General features: G+C 58.9%; 15 protein-coding genes and 2 tRNA genes. 3 read left to right on the top strand and 14 right to left on the bottom strand.

The genetic code is table 11. The features are described 5' to 3' along the window. The 3 genes from RDN59_RS08910 to RDN59_RS08900 all read right to left on the bottom strand — a co-directional run. Positions 1 to 529: tRNA guanosine(34) transglycosylase Tgt (locus RDN59_RS08910; RefSeq protein WP_308607525.1), on the bottom strand; the 529-nt coding region annotated here is incomplete at its 3' end. A 6-nt stretch (positions 530 to 535) separates the two neighbouring features. Next, positions 536 to 2,968: an MMPL family transporter gene (locus RDN59_RS08905; RefSeq protein WP_308607524.1), complete on the bottom strand. Its 2,433-nt coding sequence runs from the start codon at positions 2,966 to 2,968 to the stop codon at positions 536 to 538. A gap of 349 nt (positions 2,969 to 3,317) precedes the next feature. Beyond that, complete coding sequence (locus RDN59_RS08900) at positions 3,318 to 3,821, bottom strand: hypothetical protein (protein ID WP_308607523.1); 504 nt, start codon at positions 3,819 to 3,821, stop codon at positions 3,318 to 3,320. A gap of 340 nt (positions 3,822 to 4,161) precedes the next feature. Between RDN59_RS08900 and RDN59_RS08895 the strand changes: the two genes are divergently transcribed. Continuing rightward, positions 4,162 to 4,641, top strand: coding sequence for a hypothetical protein (locus RDN59_RS08895; RefSeq protein WP_308607522.1), 480 nt, complete (start codon positions 4,162 to 4,164; stop codon positions 4,639 to 4,641). Positions 4,642 to 4,833: 192 nt separating this feature from the next. Here the strand turns inward: RDN59_RS08895 and RDN59_RS08890 are convergent, their stop codons facing one another. After that, positions 4,834 to 6,084 (bottom strand): MFS transporter, encoded by a 1,251-nt coding sequence (locus RDN59_RS08890; protein ID WP_308607521.1) that lies wholly within the window; start codon positions 6,082 to 6,084, stop codon positions 4,834 to 4,836. 114 nt (positions 6,085 to 6,198) lie between these two features. On the opposite strand from RDN59_RS08890, the gene RDN59_RS08885 reads away from it, so the two are divergent. Further along, complete coding sequence (locus tag RDN59_RS08885; protein WP_010188407.1) at positions 6,199 to 6,366, top strand: hypothetical protein; 168 nt, start codon at positions 6,199 to 6,201, stop codon at positions 6,364 to 6,366. A 47-nt stretch (positions 6,367 to 6,413) separates the two neighbouring features. Here RDN59_RS08885 and RDN59_RS08880 read toward each other — a convergent pair. The 4 genes from RDN59_RS08880 to RDN59_RS08865 form a co-directional block, all read right to left on the bottom strand. Beyond that, a tRNA-Ser gene (locus RDN59_RS08880) sits at positions 6,414 to 6,504 on the bottom strand. Between the two features lie 91 nt (positions 6,505 to 6,595). Further along, complete coding sequence (locus RDN59_RS08875; protein WP_308607520.1) at positions 6,596 to 6,793, bottom strand: CsbD family protein; 198 nt, start codon at positions 6,791 to 6,793, stop codon at positions 6,596 to 6,598. Positions 6,794 to 6,885: 92 nt separating this feature from the next. Beyond that, positions 6,886 to 7,329 carry a nucleoside deaminase gene (locus RDN59_RS08870; RefSeq protein ID WP_308607526.1) on the bottom strand — a complete coding sequence of 148 codons (444 nt, stop codon included), beginning with the start codon at positions 7,327 to 7,329 and terminating at the stop codon, positions 6,886 to 6,888. A 34-nt stretch (positions 7,330 to 7,363) separates the two neighbouring features. Next, complete coding sequence (locus RDN59_RS08865; protein ID WP_308607519.1) at positions 7,364 to 7,867, bottom strand: tRNA adenosine deaminase-associated protein; 504 nt, start codon at positions 7,865 to 7,867, stop codon at positions 7,364 to 7,366. A 39-nt stretch (positions 7,868 to 7,906) separates the two neighbouring features. Between RDN59_RS08865 and RDN59_RS08860 the strand changes: the two genes are divergently transcribed. Beyond that, positions 7,907 to 8,935 (top strand): prephenate dehydrogenase, encoded by a 1,029-nt coding sequence (locus RDN59_RS08860; protein ID WP_308607518.1) that lies wholly within the window; start codon positions 7,907 to 7,909, stop codon positions 8,933 to 8,935. Positions 8,936 to 9,341: 406 nt separating this feature from the next. Here RDN59_RS08860 and RDN59_RS08855 read toward each other — a convergent pair whose 3' ends face one another. From RDN59_RS08855 to RDN59_RS08830, 6 genes are all read right to left on the bottom strand, one after another. Further along, positions 9,342 to 9,530, bottom strand: a complete 189-nt coding sequence (locus RDN59_RS08855) for a hypothetical protein (protein ID WP_308607517.1) — start codon at positions 9,528 to 9,530, stop codon at positions 9,342 to 9,344. Between the two features lie 11 nt (positions 9,531 to 9,541). Beyond that, entirely contained in the window at positions 9,542 to 10,660 is a 1,119-nt protein-coding gene (locus tag RDN59_RS08850) for a trypsin-like serine protease (RefSeq protein ID WP_308607516.1), read from the bottom strand. Beyond that, the gene (locus tag RDN59_RS08845) at positions 10,660 to 11,565 is read right to left on the bottom strand and encodes a DUF418 domain-containing protein (protein WP_308607515.1); all 906 of its coding nucleotides are present in this window, start codon (positions 11,563 to 11,565) and stop codon (positions 10,660 to 10,662) included. Before RDN59_RS08845 ends, RDN59_RS08850 begins: the two co-directional genes overlap by 1 nt. A gap of 116 nt (positions 11,566 to 11,681) precedes the next feature. Beyond that, positions 11,682 to 12,161: a hypothetical protein gene (locus RDN59_RS08840; RefSeq protein ID WP_308607514.1), complete on the bottom strand. Its 480-nt coding sequence runs from the start codon at positions 12,159 to 12,161 to the stop codon at positions 11,682 to 11,684. A gap of 75 nt (positions 12,162 to 12,236) precedes the next feature. Beyond that, a tRNA-Arg gene (locus tag RDN59_RS08835) sits at positions 12,237 to 12,312 on the bottom strand. A gap of 165 nt (positions 12,313 to 12,477) precedes the next feature. Then, complete coding sequence (locus RDN59_RS08830; RefSeq protein WP_308607513.1) at positions 12,478 to 14,052, bottom strand: DASS family sodium-coupled anion symporter; 1,575 nt, start codon at positions 14,050 to 14,052, stop codon at positions 12,478 to 12,480. Positions 14,053 to 14,388: the final 336 nt, after the last annotated feature.

Below are 14,388 nucleotides of genomic sequence, written 5' to 3'. Positions count from 1 at the left end.
GCTGGATCTGCATGGAGACCTCCGGGGTAAAGCGGTGCGTGGAGCCGTCGATGATGGACTTAAAATCTACGCCGTCCTCATCCACCTGCGCCATGCGCTCTTTCTTGGCCGCGCGGATATCGGAGTCTGTCAGGTCCGCCACGTCCATGGCGAGTACCTTTTTGAAGCCCACGCCGAGCGACATGACCTGGAATCCGCCCGAGTCGGTGTACGTCGGCCCATGCCAGTTCTCGAAGGTAGCCACGCCACCGGCCTCATCGACGATGTCGTGGCCCGGCTGCAGGTAAAGGTGATAAGCGTTAGACAGGATGGCCTGGGCTCCGGTGAGGCGAATCTGCTCCGGGGTCAGCGTCTTCACCGTGGCCTTGGTGGCCACCGGGATGAAGGCCGGGGTCTGGATGTCACCGTGCGGTGTATGGATAACACCGGTGCGGCCGTGCTTTCCCGGTTGTGCCGGACCGCTTAAGGTCAGCTCCTTCGTCACGTCGAAGGAAAGGTCGGTCTCAAGCTGCGGCTTAGGGTGAGTCATAGGGAACTATTCTACGGGCTGCGCTGCTTTATCCTCTGCTTCACGGGATGCTGCCGCGTGTTTGCGCTCCCATTCTTCCTCGAGTGCAGTGCCCTCGATATCCAGCTGCGGGATCAGCTTGTCCAGCCATTTCGGCATCCACCAGGTGGTGTGCCCCATGAGGAACATGGTGGCGGGGACAAGCGACATGCGGACTAAGAAGGCGTCGAAAAGCACGCCCGCTGCCAACGCGAAGCCAAAGATCTGAATGAAGGGCAGGGGCTGGCTGATGAACGCCACGAAGACGGAAATCATGATGATGGCCGCGGCGGTAACCACGCGGGCACCCGCGGTAAAGCCGGCGATAGTCGCCTCATCGTTGGCGTTGTACTTGCTGTACTTCCCGCCACTGCCTTGCGGGTAGCGGGAGAAGTGCTCGCGCATGCGGGTGACCAGGAAGACCTGATAATCCATGGCTAGGCCGAAGGTCACGCCAATGAGGAAGATAGGCATGAAGGAAATCAGCGGGCCGGGCGCGGGCACCAGGCCGGTGAAGCCGTCCTGCCACACCAGCACGGTCAGGCCGAAGGCACCACCGACGGAGAGCAGGAAGCCCAAGCCCGCCACCAGCGGGACCAAGATGGAGCGGAATACCGCCAGCAGCAGGAAGATAGCCAGGCCCACCACGATGGCGAGGTATGGCCCCATCGCCCCTTCAAGGCGCTCGGTGATATCGAGCTGCACCGCAGTCAGGCCCGTCATGCCGATCTCGGCACCGGTGGCATCCTCCAGCTCCGCGCTAGCGGTGCGCAGGGCTGAGGCGGTGCCAACCGTGGCCTCATCCGTCGGCGCGGTGGTGGGGCTGACCATGATCTGCGCTGCCTTCATATCCTGGCTCACACCCACCAGCTGGGCGTGCTTGACCCCGCCGACCTGGTTCAGGCGCTGCACGGAATACATAAAGGAGGAAAGAGCGGCCTTCTTCTGCTCGTCTTCTTCACCCTCCTGGCCCTGGATATAGGGCTGCAATGCCGCGGAATCCGGGTCGGCGTTAGCGCCATCCACGATCACCAGGAAGGGGCCGTTGATGCCGGGGCCAAAGCCCTCGGACAGCAGGTCCGCCGCCTTGCGCTGGGTGGTATCCGGATTAGACGTGGTATCCGCCGGAAGTGCCAATTCCATGTGCAGAACCGGAGCAGTCAAGGCTCCGAGGCCGAGCACCACCAAGGCCATGACGACACCGGGGACACGCTGCACCGTGCGCACCCAACGGTTACCCATTGTTGGTTTCGTGCGGCGCGGGCGGCGCTTCGTGGGGTTGCCGGCCACGCCAGGGATGCGCCCAGCGAAGGCCTTATCACCGAGCAGCCCCAGCATCGCGGGCACCAAAGTCAACGCCACAAGCACGGCCATGAAGACCGTGCCCGCAGCGGCCAGGCCCATGGCGGTAAGGAAGCTAATACGCGCCACGAGCAGCGCAAAGAGCGCGATGAAGACCGTCGCACCGGCAAAGACCACGGAGGATCCCGCCGTGCCAACGGCCATGCCGGCGGCATCTGGCCCGTCCATGCGTGAGCGCTCCTGCCGGTAACGCGACATGATGAACAGGGCGTAATCGATGCCCACTGCAAGGCCAATCATGACGGCCAGCACCGGGGTGAGGTTGTTGAGCTCCATCCAGTGGGTCGCAATCATGACGCCCATCGCGCCCAGGCCCACGCCCACGACCGCAGAGATGAGCGGCATGCCCGCGGAGGCCAGCGAACCAAAGGTAATAATAAGGACGATAAACGCCACTGCCAGGCCGATGACCTCAGAAATCGAGTTGACCTGGATTTCATCACCGAAGCCCGCGCCGCCGGCCTCTACTTCCAAACCTGCTGCACGGCCGATATCCATGGCCTCATGGACCACATCTTTATCCGCGGGGTCTACCGAGTAGGGGCTTTCCGCATCGAAGTCGAAGGTGGTGTAAGCAATGGTCTCATCGGCATTGACCATGGCCAGGTTATCGGCATCCGCCCGCGCGGTCTCCTCCGGCAATCCCATGGAAGTGAATTGCTCGATGACCTGCTGCTGCAGTGCTGGCGATACGTCGAGCGGGTTACCCCAGCGCTGCTGGCTGCCCTCCGGGATATCCAAGCCCTCTGCAATGTGGTGCACCACATCCTCGACCGCTTCCTTATTCTGCGGATCGCTGAGCTTCTGCCCTTCCGGGGCCTTGAAGACGAGGTTGACCGACGGCGCATTGGCCGGGTTACCGTTTTCCGGGAAGAGCTCCACCGCACGCCGGGTGGCATCAATAGCCGGGGTGCCGCTGATGGAGTACTCCGTGGTCATCGGCTTCATCAAGCTCAAGGTCGCTCCGCCCGCAGCCGCCACGATGAAGATCCAGGCGATGATGACCTTCCATCGATTGATGTAAGACCAGCGGCCTAGGTGGTAGAGCAGCTTTGCCACGGATTTTCCCCTTCACATGCGCGATTATTGCTCGCGGAAGCTTTGGTGGTGGACACGAATGTGCACCAGTTTAACCAGTTGGGCTGTGAAGCCCTAACGACATCGTGCACCTAGATAAGCACCAACTCGTGGTTGAAAGACTGCGTCAGACACCCCGTATTCAAAGGCGACCTGTTCACGGCTCTTACTAAGTAGGACGACCGTATCGACACACTACGTTCAAGTTCATCCAGGAAAGCTTTCGGTATACTCTCACATCCGTGTTGTTGAGGGGTTTCGCCGTCATCAAGAATCATGGCACCGCAGAATAATGACCTTCCGGCGCAGTTGATAAATGGACTCTAGGTGGTCAAAGTTTTCTTCGAAGCGGTATATAGGCAGTCCTAGGAGAGTCCCCGAAGACCGCAGTTGGATGCACTTTCCAATCCTCTCCTTCTCGGAGAAGCTGCTGTATTCCTGCTCTACAGAACATCCCGGCCCAGATCTGTGCTGCAGCCTTTCCGACGCGTTTGGTTACTCCTAAATGCACCGCCGCCGCGAACTCGCCATTCGCTCTGTCCGGTTGGTTTAACACCGACAAAACGAAGGAATAGGGATCTGTGCTTAGGCGTTTGATCGCATCATCAAATTCATCGATGCGCGATGCGCGTCGCCATTGTGCAATCTCACCGGGCAGTACTCGTTCTTGAGCAGAATCAAATGTGTACTGCCCAATCAGGGACGTTAAACCAAGTGCTGGTATATCAGCTAATTCTTTTTCTGAGAAAGTCCCCGCCCTCTCAAGATTCAATCGAATTTCATCGACCGTCTTTGCATCGGTTAATGCCCAGGCAAATAGTTCAACTTCTAACACGTCACAACCTTAGTAGAGGCAGACCCCAAATTTACATGTGTAGCGCCTACTTTGGAAACTCCACTCACCTGAAGGCGTCTGTCCGAGAGACGTGATGTTGTAGGTAAACTCGGTGAAATACTTGCCATCGCCGAACTTCGCTACAGGCAGACCGCTCTCATGAAAAAGCTAATTTCTTCCAGATTACGCTACTGAAACTCGCGGCATGAACACTTTTTACCCTACCGATGAAAGGATAGAAGCTCCTGATTGGTTCAGCTCGACAATTCCCAACTTTGAAGACATCGCTAGGGGATAGCGTATACGTAGATAAAACTTCTAAGGTGCAAATGGAGGATCAATGTGGATAGATATAGAACAAATCGATGTTAGCCGATTAGCAATAAAGTTGTCGGTAGCACTAGACAAATGGATAGCTGACGAAAACAGTTATGAAAACAAGACAGATATAGCTCCATTATTCATAGTGGAATGCGCTTCTCATTTTGAGATCGCCCTTATCCTCCGCGTTAAAGTACTAAATCGGACGGCAATTGTAGGATATAAGGCTGGCTACCAGCGCTATGTATGGTCACCTAATTTATACGAAGAGATCGCCGATTCAATTGTTTTTGATACTTTAGCCGGCGACTACCCGATTCATAAAGCAGATTTTTCAGAGCCGGACAAAATTGTATGGGTTGGAAGAGTGGAGGCTGCAAATACAAAGGCGCAGTCCATCGGCGATTTCTTAAGCTACTATGAGGACTTAAATGAGCGCGCCAAGGAAAAAATCTGGATCAGTCCAGATTCCCCTTTTAGAGAAGTTCTTGTAAAGTAAGAACAAAATGAGTCAAATAAAGACGACATCACGATCTTCTCTACCTCCATGCTCGTGAAGTCTCTGAATACCTTGCAGATTTCTGCGGGAGAGGTCAACGGCGAGTGGGGCGCCCAATTTCCGAAAGGTGTTGCCACCTTTGTTCCTGAGGGTAACCGGCCAATTGCACCCCTGCGATGCGCTCTTACTTCATTACAAAGGAACAGCACCCTCAGCTATATCTGCCGTACGCGGCGAACGCGCCACAGGCAAGGCCGACGCAACAGCTGCAACCACCAACGCAGCTGCCAAGGCAACCGCCGCAACACCAGGATGAGAAGAAAGTGCCGCGAAAAGAATCATTCCAAGCGGGGTGCCGGCGGTAAAGACCAGCTGATCCTTTGTAGCGAACTGGTGCACCAGACCATCATCCCCCAAAGACTGCCCGAGAGAATCCCACGCAATGCCTGCCGCAGTCATCAACAAGGACGCAGCAGCACCAACTGCGGCGATGAGCACGAAGACAGAAGAGAATGCCAAAGCCAGGATCTGCCCGGCCAGAAGAATCAACATCAGGATTTGCAAGGTGCTAAAACGCACCCGATCTAATGCCTTCAAAATTGTTGCTGCTGAGCCAAGCAGCGAACCGACCGCAAGCGCAGTTGCCATAAACCCCCACGACTTTTCGTCGAAATTATTCATAATCCATGTAGGGCCAGCGCTTCCCAGGAAGCCGTTGACAATTGCCGCGACCAGCCAGGTACCGAGTCCTACTCGTACCCAGCTGGGGAGCGTTGGGGCCGCAAGAGGTTTGTTCGAAGTCGATGAACCTGCGCTGTCCGGTTCTGGTTCAGCCGCTGCGCTATGAGTGCTTTCTCTTGCTGGTTCGCTGCGTACTGAGAGAAACGGAAGAACAAAGAGCATGGCGACGAGGAAAGTGGCGCCGTCGATAAGCAATACCGTGTTAAATCCCAAGGTGAGCACTGCCGCTGTACCGATGAGGGGGCCGGCGATAAACAGCACATCACCGAGCATCGACAGGGTTCCATTGACGCGGGTGCGCTGCTCATCGGAAAACAGCTGTGACAAGAGGCTAAACCTTGCTGGTCCAAAGAATGACGAGGCACAACCGTACACGCAGCTTGAGAGCGCGAACGCAGCAATGGAATCGCCGCGAGCAACCACCCACGCTACAAGTCCCCACTGCGCCAACATCCGAACGACATCACTACCCAGCATCCAGGTCACCGGCTGGTGTGGTGGCGGCAGCTTTCGGACCACTAAAGAACTAAGAAAGCGGCCCGCCCACAGTGCGATAAGCACCACCGTCAAGCCACGCCCCGACGGATCTACTCGGTGTGCCTGAAGCGCAAAAGCAATCGGGATGAGGCCGTCACCCAACCCGGAAACGACAGCAGCTGCAAAGACGAGCGAGAACGTAGATTTAAAAGAAAGACTATTCATCAACCTCAATATTTGATAGTGTCACACATCATATTATTTACCTATAGAGAGTCAGGATACATCCCCCCCTGTCCAGTCAAAGTTTTAACCGCTGAAGTGCTCTAGGAGACCCCCATGTCTACTTTCGTCATCGTTGCCGTCGCGGCCATCCTTCTCATTGCCATCCCAGCGGGCATGATGAGCCGGCGGATTCACAAGCGCACTGAAGACCACGACCCCGAGGCACGCCAAGCCGCGCTGGATTTCCAAAGAGATGTTGATAGAGGGCGAGCCGGCTTCTAAAACACAAAAGACCGGCACCCCAGAGCTAAGAACTGGAGTGCCGGATGTGGCGGTGGCGGCGGGATTTGAACCCGCGGTTGGGGGTTACCCAACAATCGCTTTCGAGGCGATCACCTTCGGCCGCTCGGACACGCCACCGCGTTCCAGATTACGGGAGTCATCCCGAGCGACAAAATCGCTGCCCACGCCACGCGGCGCGGACAGCGATTCAGCTAGATGAGGCGAGGAATTAGTCCTTCAGGCCACCGATGACCTCGTTGGCCTTATCCTTGACGCCCTCAACGGCGTCGGAAGCCTTCTGCTTAGCCTCGGAGGTGACCTGGTCGGCCTTGCCCTCGTTCTCCAGCTTCTCGTTGTCGCTTAAGTTGCCAGCGGCTTCCTTAGCCTTGCCGACGAACTCGTCCTTCTTGTTCTCGAAATCACCCATGGTTTTCTCCTTACTTTCTACGCCTCTCACGTGGGACACCCAGCCTACACCCGAAATGGAAATCGGCTCCCGGGCCACTAACCAACTCAGGGCTAAGCGCCGCTGCCGCGCAGACCCCCGAAGAAGCCCGTGAGCAGCTCCGCGCACTCTTCCTCCAGCACACCGCCGCGTACCTCGGGAACGTGGAGGGCGCCGGGGGCGCGGAGGACGTCGATAAGTGAACCGCACGCCCCCGTCTTCGGCTCAAAGGCACCAAAGACCACCGAGGCCACCCGGGAAGCTTGAATTGCGCCCGCGCACATCGCGCAGGGCTCCAAGGTGACAACCAGCTCGCAGCCTTCCAGCCGCCAACCATCGCCATGCACACGCACCGCCTGGCGGATGGCTTCCACCTCTGCGTGCGCGGTGGGGTCATTCAGCTGCTCGCGGCGGTTAACGCCGGTGGCGAGTTCTTTACCGGAGGCGTCGTAAAGCACGGCACCCACCGGGATATCCCCCGCCGGCGTGGTGCGCGCGACCCCCAGGGCGCGGCGCATGCGGGCCTCCGCGCGCACCAGCCCCTCCGCTGGTTTAAGAATCATCCGAGTCGAGGCCGTCGATGAAATCCTCTAGCTCATCACCAAAGCCCAGCTCGCCGGCGATGCGCAGGAGCATATCGGAAGGCCAGTCCTCATCGTTGTCGATGATGTAGCCCAGTTGGTCCTCATCGAGGCCGAGGTCAGCGAAGATATCGAAATCGCCGTCACCGTAGGGGTCGGCGTCCTCCCACTCGTCTTCGTTCAAATCCGGGATATCGATATCGCGCAGGTCCAGGAAGTCCGCCGCGAAGTCGTCTTCGGAGGCATAGGTGGCGTCGGAAAGCAGCATGCGCACATCCCCCGGCACCGGGCGCACGACGACGAAATAGTCATCCTCCACGCACAGCAGTGCAAATGCCGCGCCCTCCGAACGGAGGTTGCGCACCGCCTTGATGGAGGTGTTGACGTCGGTGAAGTCATCCTTGAAAGGGCGAATCACCCAGCCGCCTTCGGCACTGGCGACGGTGATAGCAAAGGACAGATCGTCGTGGCTCATACCTCGTCAGATTAGTCGGGTTGTGCCACAATTGTCACCGTGAGTTCTCAAGATGTTCAACGCCCCGTCTGCATTATCGGCCTCGGTCTCATCGGAGGTTCCCTCCTGCGTGACCTAGCCGCTGCACGCCATTCCGTGTACGGCTATAATCACTCCACTTCTGGTGCTCGAACGGCCATTAAGCAGGGCTACGACGTCACCGATGATCTGCCGGCCATCCTGCACCGGGCCGAGGAGGACAACGCGCTTATCGTCGTCGCGGTGCCCATGGATGCGGTTGCCTCGGTCCTCGACTCCATCCAGGAACACGCCCCGAGCTGCGGGCTGACGGATGTCGTCTCGGTCAAGACCGAGGTTCGCCAGCTCATCGTGGAGCGCAACATGGAATCGCGCTACGTAGGCGGCCACCCCATGGCCGGCACCTCCAAATCCGGCTGGGAGAATTCCCACACCGGGCTGTTCAACCGCGCTGCCTGGGTTATCACCTATGACTATGCCGCCGAGTGCGACGCGCGCGGCGAGCGCATCCCCGCCGAGTGGGAGAACATTTTTGCCGACGTGGTCCGCATGACCCAGATGGTTCACGCGGAGGCGGTTCCGGTGCGCGTGGCTAACCACGATGCCGCGGTTGCCCGCATTTCGCATCTGCCGCACGTGCTGGCGGAGACCCTCGCGGTGGTCGGCGATAATGGCGGCATCCTGGCGCAGTCCCTCGCGGCCGGCTCCTTCAAGGACGGCACGCGCGTGGCGGGTACTCGCCCGGACCTGGTGCGCCAGATGTGCGAGACCAACTCGACGGCGCTGGTCCAGGCCCTCGACGAGGCCCTTGAGTTGCTGCAGGATGCGCGCGAATCGCTGGCCTCGGATAAGCCGTCCATCGCCGCGCTTGCCGACGCTGGCTTCCGCGCCCGCACCCGCATCGAAGCCCGATCCGGTGCCCGCAAGGAATCGGTCTCCCCGGTGAAGATCTCGTCCCGCCCGGTTCTGCGTTTGCACCCGGGCGCACCGAACTGGGTGGCGCAACTGCGCCAGACGGAGTCTTTGGGCGGGCGCATCGAGATCTTCTAGCCCGCCGGTGGGCTGCTAGGCCCACTTTCTAAGCCCAGAAGGACTCCTGCTCTGGAGAGCTTTCAACCCGCTGAGCACATTTCTGTCCTTGATCGGCGGTTTCACCGCGCCCACACCGCTGCGGAACAAGGTCTCTTTAGTATGGTCCCCTTGCTCTGGTCCCTTTGCACTGCAAAGGGACCATTTACAGGCAGTTTTCATTACCCAGATGGTCCCTTTAAGCAGCGAAAGGACCAAACTAAAGGGACCAATATAAAAGGACCATCTGCAGCGGCTTTTCTCGCCCGCTCTGACAGCGAATATCAGCCGGAAGGTGGGGCGCCATTTGTCGACGGTGTGTGGGGGCCATCTAGCGACCGACCGCGAAGCAGCGTGCGCGGCGGCGTAGTGCGGTGGCGTGGGACGCTTAGTCGCGGAAGGTGTCGTCGCGGTGCTTGCGGGCTTGGGACTCATCGCGTGTGATGCCCAGCAGCGGATAGCCCGCCAAGCCCACCACGAGGCCTACCGGCAACAACCACAGCATGCCGGAGGCCAGCCACAAGACCACGCCGAGGATGGCACCAGCGATGAGACACGGAACGAGTTTCTCTTTCATGGAGAAACAGCCTAGTTGGTACCCCGCACGGCGACAGACTTGCGACTAATCACCCGCGAGAAGATGGCAATCGCGATGAGGCCAACTACCGCAGCAATGCCTGCTGGCCACGCGACGGGCGCGCTGACCTGCATCGTGGCCGGCGGCGCCGGGGAGTTATCGGCGTTGAGGACGCCGTCGGTATCACGGCCGCTGGTGACGCCCTCGATCCAGTCGCGAACTTCAACCACGGACGTAATCGCAGCGGTCGGGGAAGGCAGATCCGGGTCTGCGTTCGACGTGCCAGCCGTGGCCACGCCGACGAGGCGGCCGTTAACAAAGAATGGTCCGCCTGAGTCGCCGCCCTGCATGCCCTCACCATTAAGGGACTTCACGTCCATGATGGCCGCGGCAATCATCGGCCCCACTCCCCCGAGTTCACCGGCCGGGATACTTTCCGCGCCACCTGGGCCAGTGGTGATTTCGGGCATCTCGCCGCCCTTCATCACCTGGGGAGCATCATCTGAGTTTGGTGCAGGAGCCACCATTCCGCCGGGGGCAGGCACAGCCATGTCGCCAGGAGCCGCGGCCCCGGAATCCCCCGGCGCCACCGGCGTCATCTTTTCGCCGGACTCGTCTGAGCTCGCCGGCGGGGTGCCGGCGGATAGCAATTCGCCTACTTCCATCTCAGCCATCGGCAGCTGGCCTTTGCGGGCCATGCGGGAGCTGCTGCTCCATCCGTAGAAGTGGCCTTTCTCGCCGGCGGATGGCACCGCATCGGCTAGCTTGGCGGGCTTGATGCCCTTGACAGGCTCGGTCAGGTGCATGAGGCCGGCGTCGATAGTCGGCGAAACAGCCCAGGAGTCCACGTCATACACGCGGGTGTCCATGCCCTGGCCAAAGCGTGCCTGCGAGCCCTCGTTGTTGACGGACTCCAAGCAGTGGCGGGCGGTCAGCACCCACTGCTCAGCCACCAGCGTGCCGGTGCAATCGCCGAAGTTTCCGATCTCGCCCATGCGCAGCGCAGCCACGGCAGCGCTTTCCTCCGATTGCGGTGCGGGCTGTGCAAACTCCAAAGCCATGGCCGGCGCAGCGCCCAGCCCCACGACCAGAGAGCTGGCCACAACAACAGTTATCTTTCGTGCCACCATTACGCGGCCACCTCCTTGATTGCCCAAGACACGACCCTCTCGGCCGGACCCTTTCCACAGAACTTCTTCCACAGCGCGCTCAACAGAAGGAACGCGAGCACAAAGCCCAATGCCGCCATGGTGTTGTGCAGCGAAACGTGCGCCTGCCAATAGCGAGCGGTGAGAATGTGCAGAATATAGATGGTCAACGACATCGAGCCCAATGCTGCGAAGGGGAAAGCCAAACGCGGTAGCTGACGGCCGATGATCAAACACAGGTGCAGCACCACCGCAGTAACCGCCACGGAGAGAAGGATTTCACCGAGCACACCTGTATGCCCGGTAAAACGTAGCCAGCCGGGGATATCCGGGTTGAAGCGCTGCCACAGGCCGATGCCAGTAACGACGACGGCCACCGCGGTCGTGACGATCTGGGTGCGGGTGGGGCGGGTGAGGTAGACGTCGTAAAGCAGCATGCCTGCCACCATGTACGCCAGGAACGCCACGAGGGGGTAAACCTGCGGGAGGGTGTACGGCGCGTAGAGCACCGTGGCGCCCGCGGTGGCCAGCGCGAAGAGCAGGACCTTCCAGCCGGTGGCCAGCGGCGGCACCCAGGCGGTGAGAGCCATGGCCGCGCCCATCACGACGAGCACCACCTGAATCTCACCGCCGATGGGCAACAGGGCCACGCCGATGAGCATGACTATCAGGCCGCGGGCGACCAGCTTGAGGAAGACCCGCAGCGAGTAGTCGCGGGCCAGGATCATCATCGTGGTACCTGCAATGATGGCAAAGCCCGCCGCCGGCAGCCCAGAGAGCACCACTTTGGTGCTCCACACCAGGTTGGCCATGTGCAGAATAATCATCCCGATGATGGCCAGGGAACGAGCAATATCGAGGCCCACTATTCGGGCGCGCGCTGACACCTATTCATCTCCTTGCAGTTGAAAACGTTGAAAGACCGACCAGTGGCTCTGGCCGGTCTTCTTATTTGTGTTCGTTTTCAGCTCTGCATTTCACTCAGCGCTGCGTGATGTGCGTCTCAGCGGGTAAGCGCGATAGCTTCCTCACCGCGCACGAGGTAAATGCGCTCAGGGGTTGCGGATGCATTGGGGTTCACCATCACCGTTACTGGACCTGAAAGTAGGTTTATAATGGCCCCGTCCGATTGCGGGCCAAAGCAGATTTTGTCCAACCTCAAATCCCGAGTGATTTCTAGCTGACCATCTCCGTTGCTCTCAAAGTGAAAACTGAAGATATCGCAGGAGAACTGCACGACTCGGCCCCTAAAGTCCACGTGAAAGGAATCCGGCTGCTCCACGGACTTCCACTCGGAATTCACCACAAACTCCAACTGCTGTGCATTGGCGGTGACCAGGCCTGCGGGCGTTTGAGTAACGATGTTGCGCTGTGAGGATCCAGCTCCCGCTATGCCCGAGCTCCCCAGCAACTCCGAGGAGCCAGCAAACGAAAAGAGAGAGGAGATGAAAAGCAGGATAGCGGAGAGAATCGCTTTGATCATATTTCAGGACATTACCGGGTTTGCCCAACCCACGGAGTCGAAAACGAGAAAAGCCGCCCGAAGGCGGCTGAGTTTTGGTGCGCCCGGAGGGATTCGAACCCCCAACCTTCTGATCCGTAGTCAGATGCTCTATCCGTTGAGCTACGGGCGCAGTCCGTTGGTTCGCAGTGCTTCACATTGTAGTGTGCAGCTCTGCTGTGCAACGAGAAGTAACTATACCCACGCTCCAGAAAACTGACAAATCACGACGTAGTTGCCCGTTTTCAACGACAGCGCGGGTACAGCAATTCACCCTCTGTTCACCTCGCGCGGGAGGCTACAGAACCAACCCAAAGACCGGAACGGCAAGCAGATAGACCGTGATGGTGATGAGCACGCAGCCAATCAGGTTAAGGCCGACACCGCCCTTGATCATGTCGCCGATCTTGACGTATCCAGAGCCGTAGGCAATCGCGTTCGGCGGGGTTGCCACCGGCAGCATGAACGCACAGGTTGCGGCCAGAGCCACCGGGATGGTGAGCAGCAGAACGTTAATGTCGCCATTTTCGGTCAGGCCGATACCCACGGCCACGCCACCCATGATCGGCAGGAAGGTCGCAGCCGTTGCGGTGTTGGAGGTGATCTCTGTCAGGAAGAGCACGAGCAGGGCCACCGCACCGATGAGCAGGATGGTAGGCAGGCCGCCCAGACCCTTGGCCATCTCACCAATCCATAGGGACAGGCCGGACTTGTTGAACATCGAGGACAGGGACAGACCACCGCCGAAGAGAAGGAGAACATCCCACGGCATTTCATTTGCAGTCTTCCAATCCAGAAGGCGCACACCGGTCTTTGCATCAGCCGGGATGATAAATAGCAGCAGACCAGCAGCGATACCCACGATAGCGTCGTCGTAGTTCGATTCCTTGCCGGTGAAGAACGGGACAATCACCCAGGCCAAGGCAGCGCACAAGAAGATGATGCCCGTCATGATCTGCGGGCCGGTCCATGGGCCAAGCTTCTCAATCTCGGAATCGATGAGCTCACGGCCGCCGGGAATCTTGTCCATCTCCGGTTTGAACACGGTAATCAGCATGAACCAGGCAATGAACAGGAAGATGAATGCCAGCGGCATGCCCACCATCATCCATTTGCCAAAGCCGAGGACGATGTCATGGGATTCCTTCATGTAGCCAGCCAGCAGCGCATTCGGCGGGGTACCGATAAGCGTGCCCAGCGAACCAATCGACGCCGAGTACGCAATACCCAGCATGAGCGCAGTGGCGAACTTCTTCTGGTTGCGCATGCCGCCGACAGCATCAGCGGTGAGCGAGAGAACCGAAATACCAATCGGCAGCATGACCACCGCGGTAGCGGTGTTGGACACCCACATGGACAAGAAGCCAGTAGCCAGCATGAATCCGAGAATCAGCTGCTTAGGCGAGGTACCAACAACCTTCACCACGAACAGCGCCATGCGACGGTGCAGGTTCCAGCGCTGCAAAGCCAAGGCAATAAGGAAGCCACCCATGAACAAGAAGATGGTGGAGGAGGCATAGGGCGCACCCACATCCTTAATGGTGCCAACCCCAGCCAGCGGGAAAATGACCAGCGGTAAGAGCGCGGTGGCGGCCAGAGGGATGGCCTCCGTCATCCACCACACACCCATGAGAATGGTCACGGCCGCTACGGCGCGCAGCGCGCTCTGGGTGTATTCCGTGTCATCCTTAGCACCGGGCGATTGCAGCACGGTGTCGACGGCGTTGCTCGGGAAAATAAACCACACAAGAGCAGCCAAAACGAGTCCGAGGATAAGGCCAATAGCCATGCGACGCCATTCGCGCGTATCAACGCCGTGGTCGTCTTCGCCCTCCGTGTGCGATGTTGAGACGTGAGTATGCGGGGTAGTCATCTGCCCCCTCCTTTTCCTGGTTAACCAGCCCCCATTCAGTTGAGAGAGTTATTAAGATCACCGAATGGGCCTACGGTTTCAGATTATCGATACCACAGACTGCCAACAAACGCTGTCCGATCATTACCCCCGCTAGAGCCATTAATTCACCCCTGTTAGCAAATTTAGTTACAGAACAACCGCAAAGTTTGCTCACCAATGTGTGGGCAGTCCGCAGCTAATTCCCCTCCTCCCCAGATCCCCAGACCTCGATCCCGCAACCTGCAGGGTGGGCGTCGCCAAGCGCTTGCCGACGCCTCACCGCCCACCAGGGAGTTTCGGGATCGAGGTCTGGGG

This window comes from uncultured Corynebacterium sp. (assembly GCF_902489365.1).
Lineage (GTDB): Bacteria > Actinomycetota > Actinomycetes > Mycobacteriales > Mycobacteriaceae > Corynebacterium.
The sequence above is the reverse complement of the archived record's forward strand: the minus strand, read 5'-3'. Positions and strand labels throughout refer to the sequence as shown.

Excerpts from the sequence above, each read along its gene's own strand:
- RDN59_RS08895 (WP_308607522.1), top strand. The coding sequence starts at position 4,162 with ATGTGGATAGATATAGAACAAATCGATGTTAGCCGATTAGCAATAAAG.
- RDN59_RS08890 (WP_308607521.1), bottom strand. The coding sequence starts at position 6,084 with ATGAATAGTCTTTCTTTTAAATCTACGTTCTCGCTCGTCTTTGCAGCT.
- RDN59_RS08885 (WP_010188407.1), top strand. The coding sequence starts at position 6,199 with ATGTCTACTTTCGTCATCGTTGCCGTCGCGGCCATCCTTCTCATTGCC.
- RDN59_RS08875 (WP_308607520.1), bottom strand. The coding sequence starts at position 6,793 with ATGGGTGATTTCGAGAACAAGAAGGACGAGTTCGTCGGCAAGGCTAAG.
- RDN59_RS08870 (WP_308607526.1), bottom strand. The coding sequence starts at position 7,329 with ATGCGCCGCGCCCTGGGGGTCGCGCGCACCACGCCGGCGGGGGATATC.
- RDN59_RS08865 (WP_308607519.1), bottom strand. The coding sequence starts at position 7,867 with ATGAGCCACGACGATCTGTCCTTTGCTATCACCGTCGCCAGTGCCGAA.
- RDN59_RS08855 (WP_308607517.1), bottom strand. The coding sequence starts at position 9,530 with ATGAAAGAGAAACTCGTTCCGTGTCTCATCGCTGGTGCCATCCTCGGC.
- RDN59_RS08850 (WP_308607516.1), bottom strand. The coding sequence starts at position 10,660 with ATGGTGGCACGAAAGATAACTGTTGTTGTGGCCAGCTCTCTGGTCGTG.
- RDN59_RS08840 (WP_308607514.1), bottom strand. The coding sequence starts at position 12,161 with ATGATCAAAGCGATTCTCTCCGCTATCCTGCTTTTCATCTCCTCTCTC.
- RDN59_RS08830 (WP_308607513.1), bottom strand. The coding sequence starts at position 14,052 with ATGACTACCCCGCATACTCACGTCTCAACATCGCACACGGAGGGCGAA.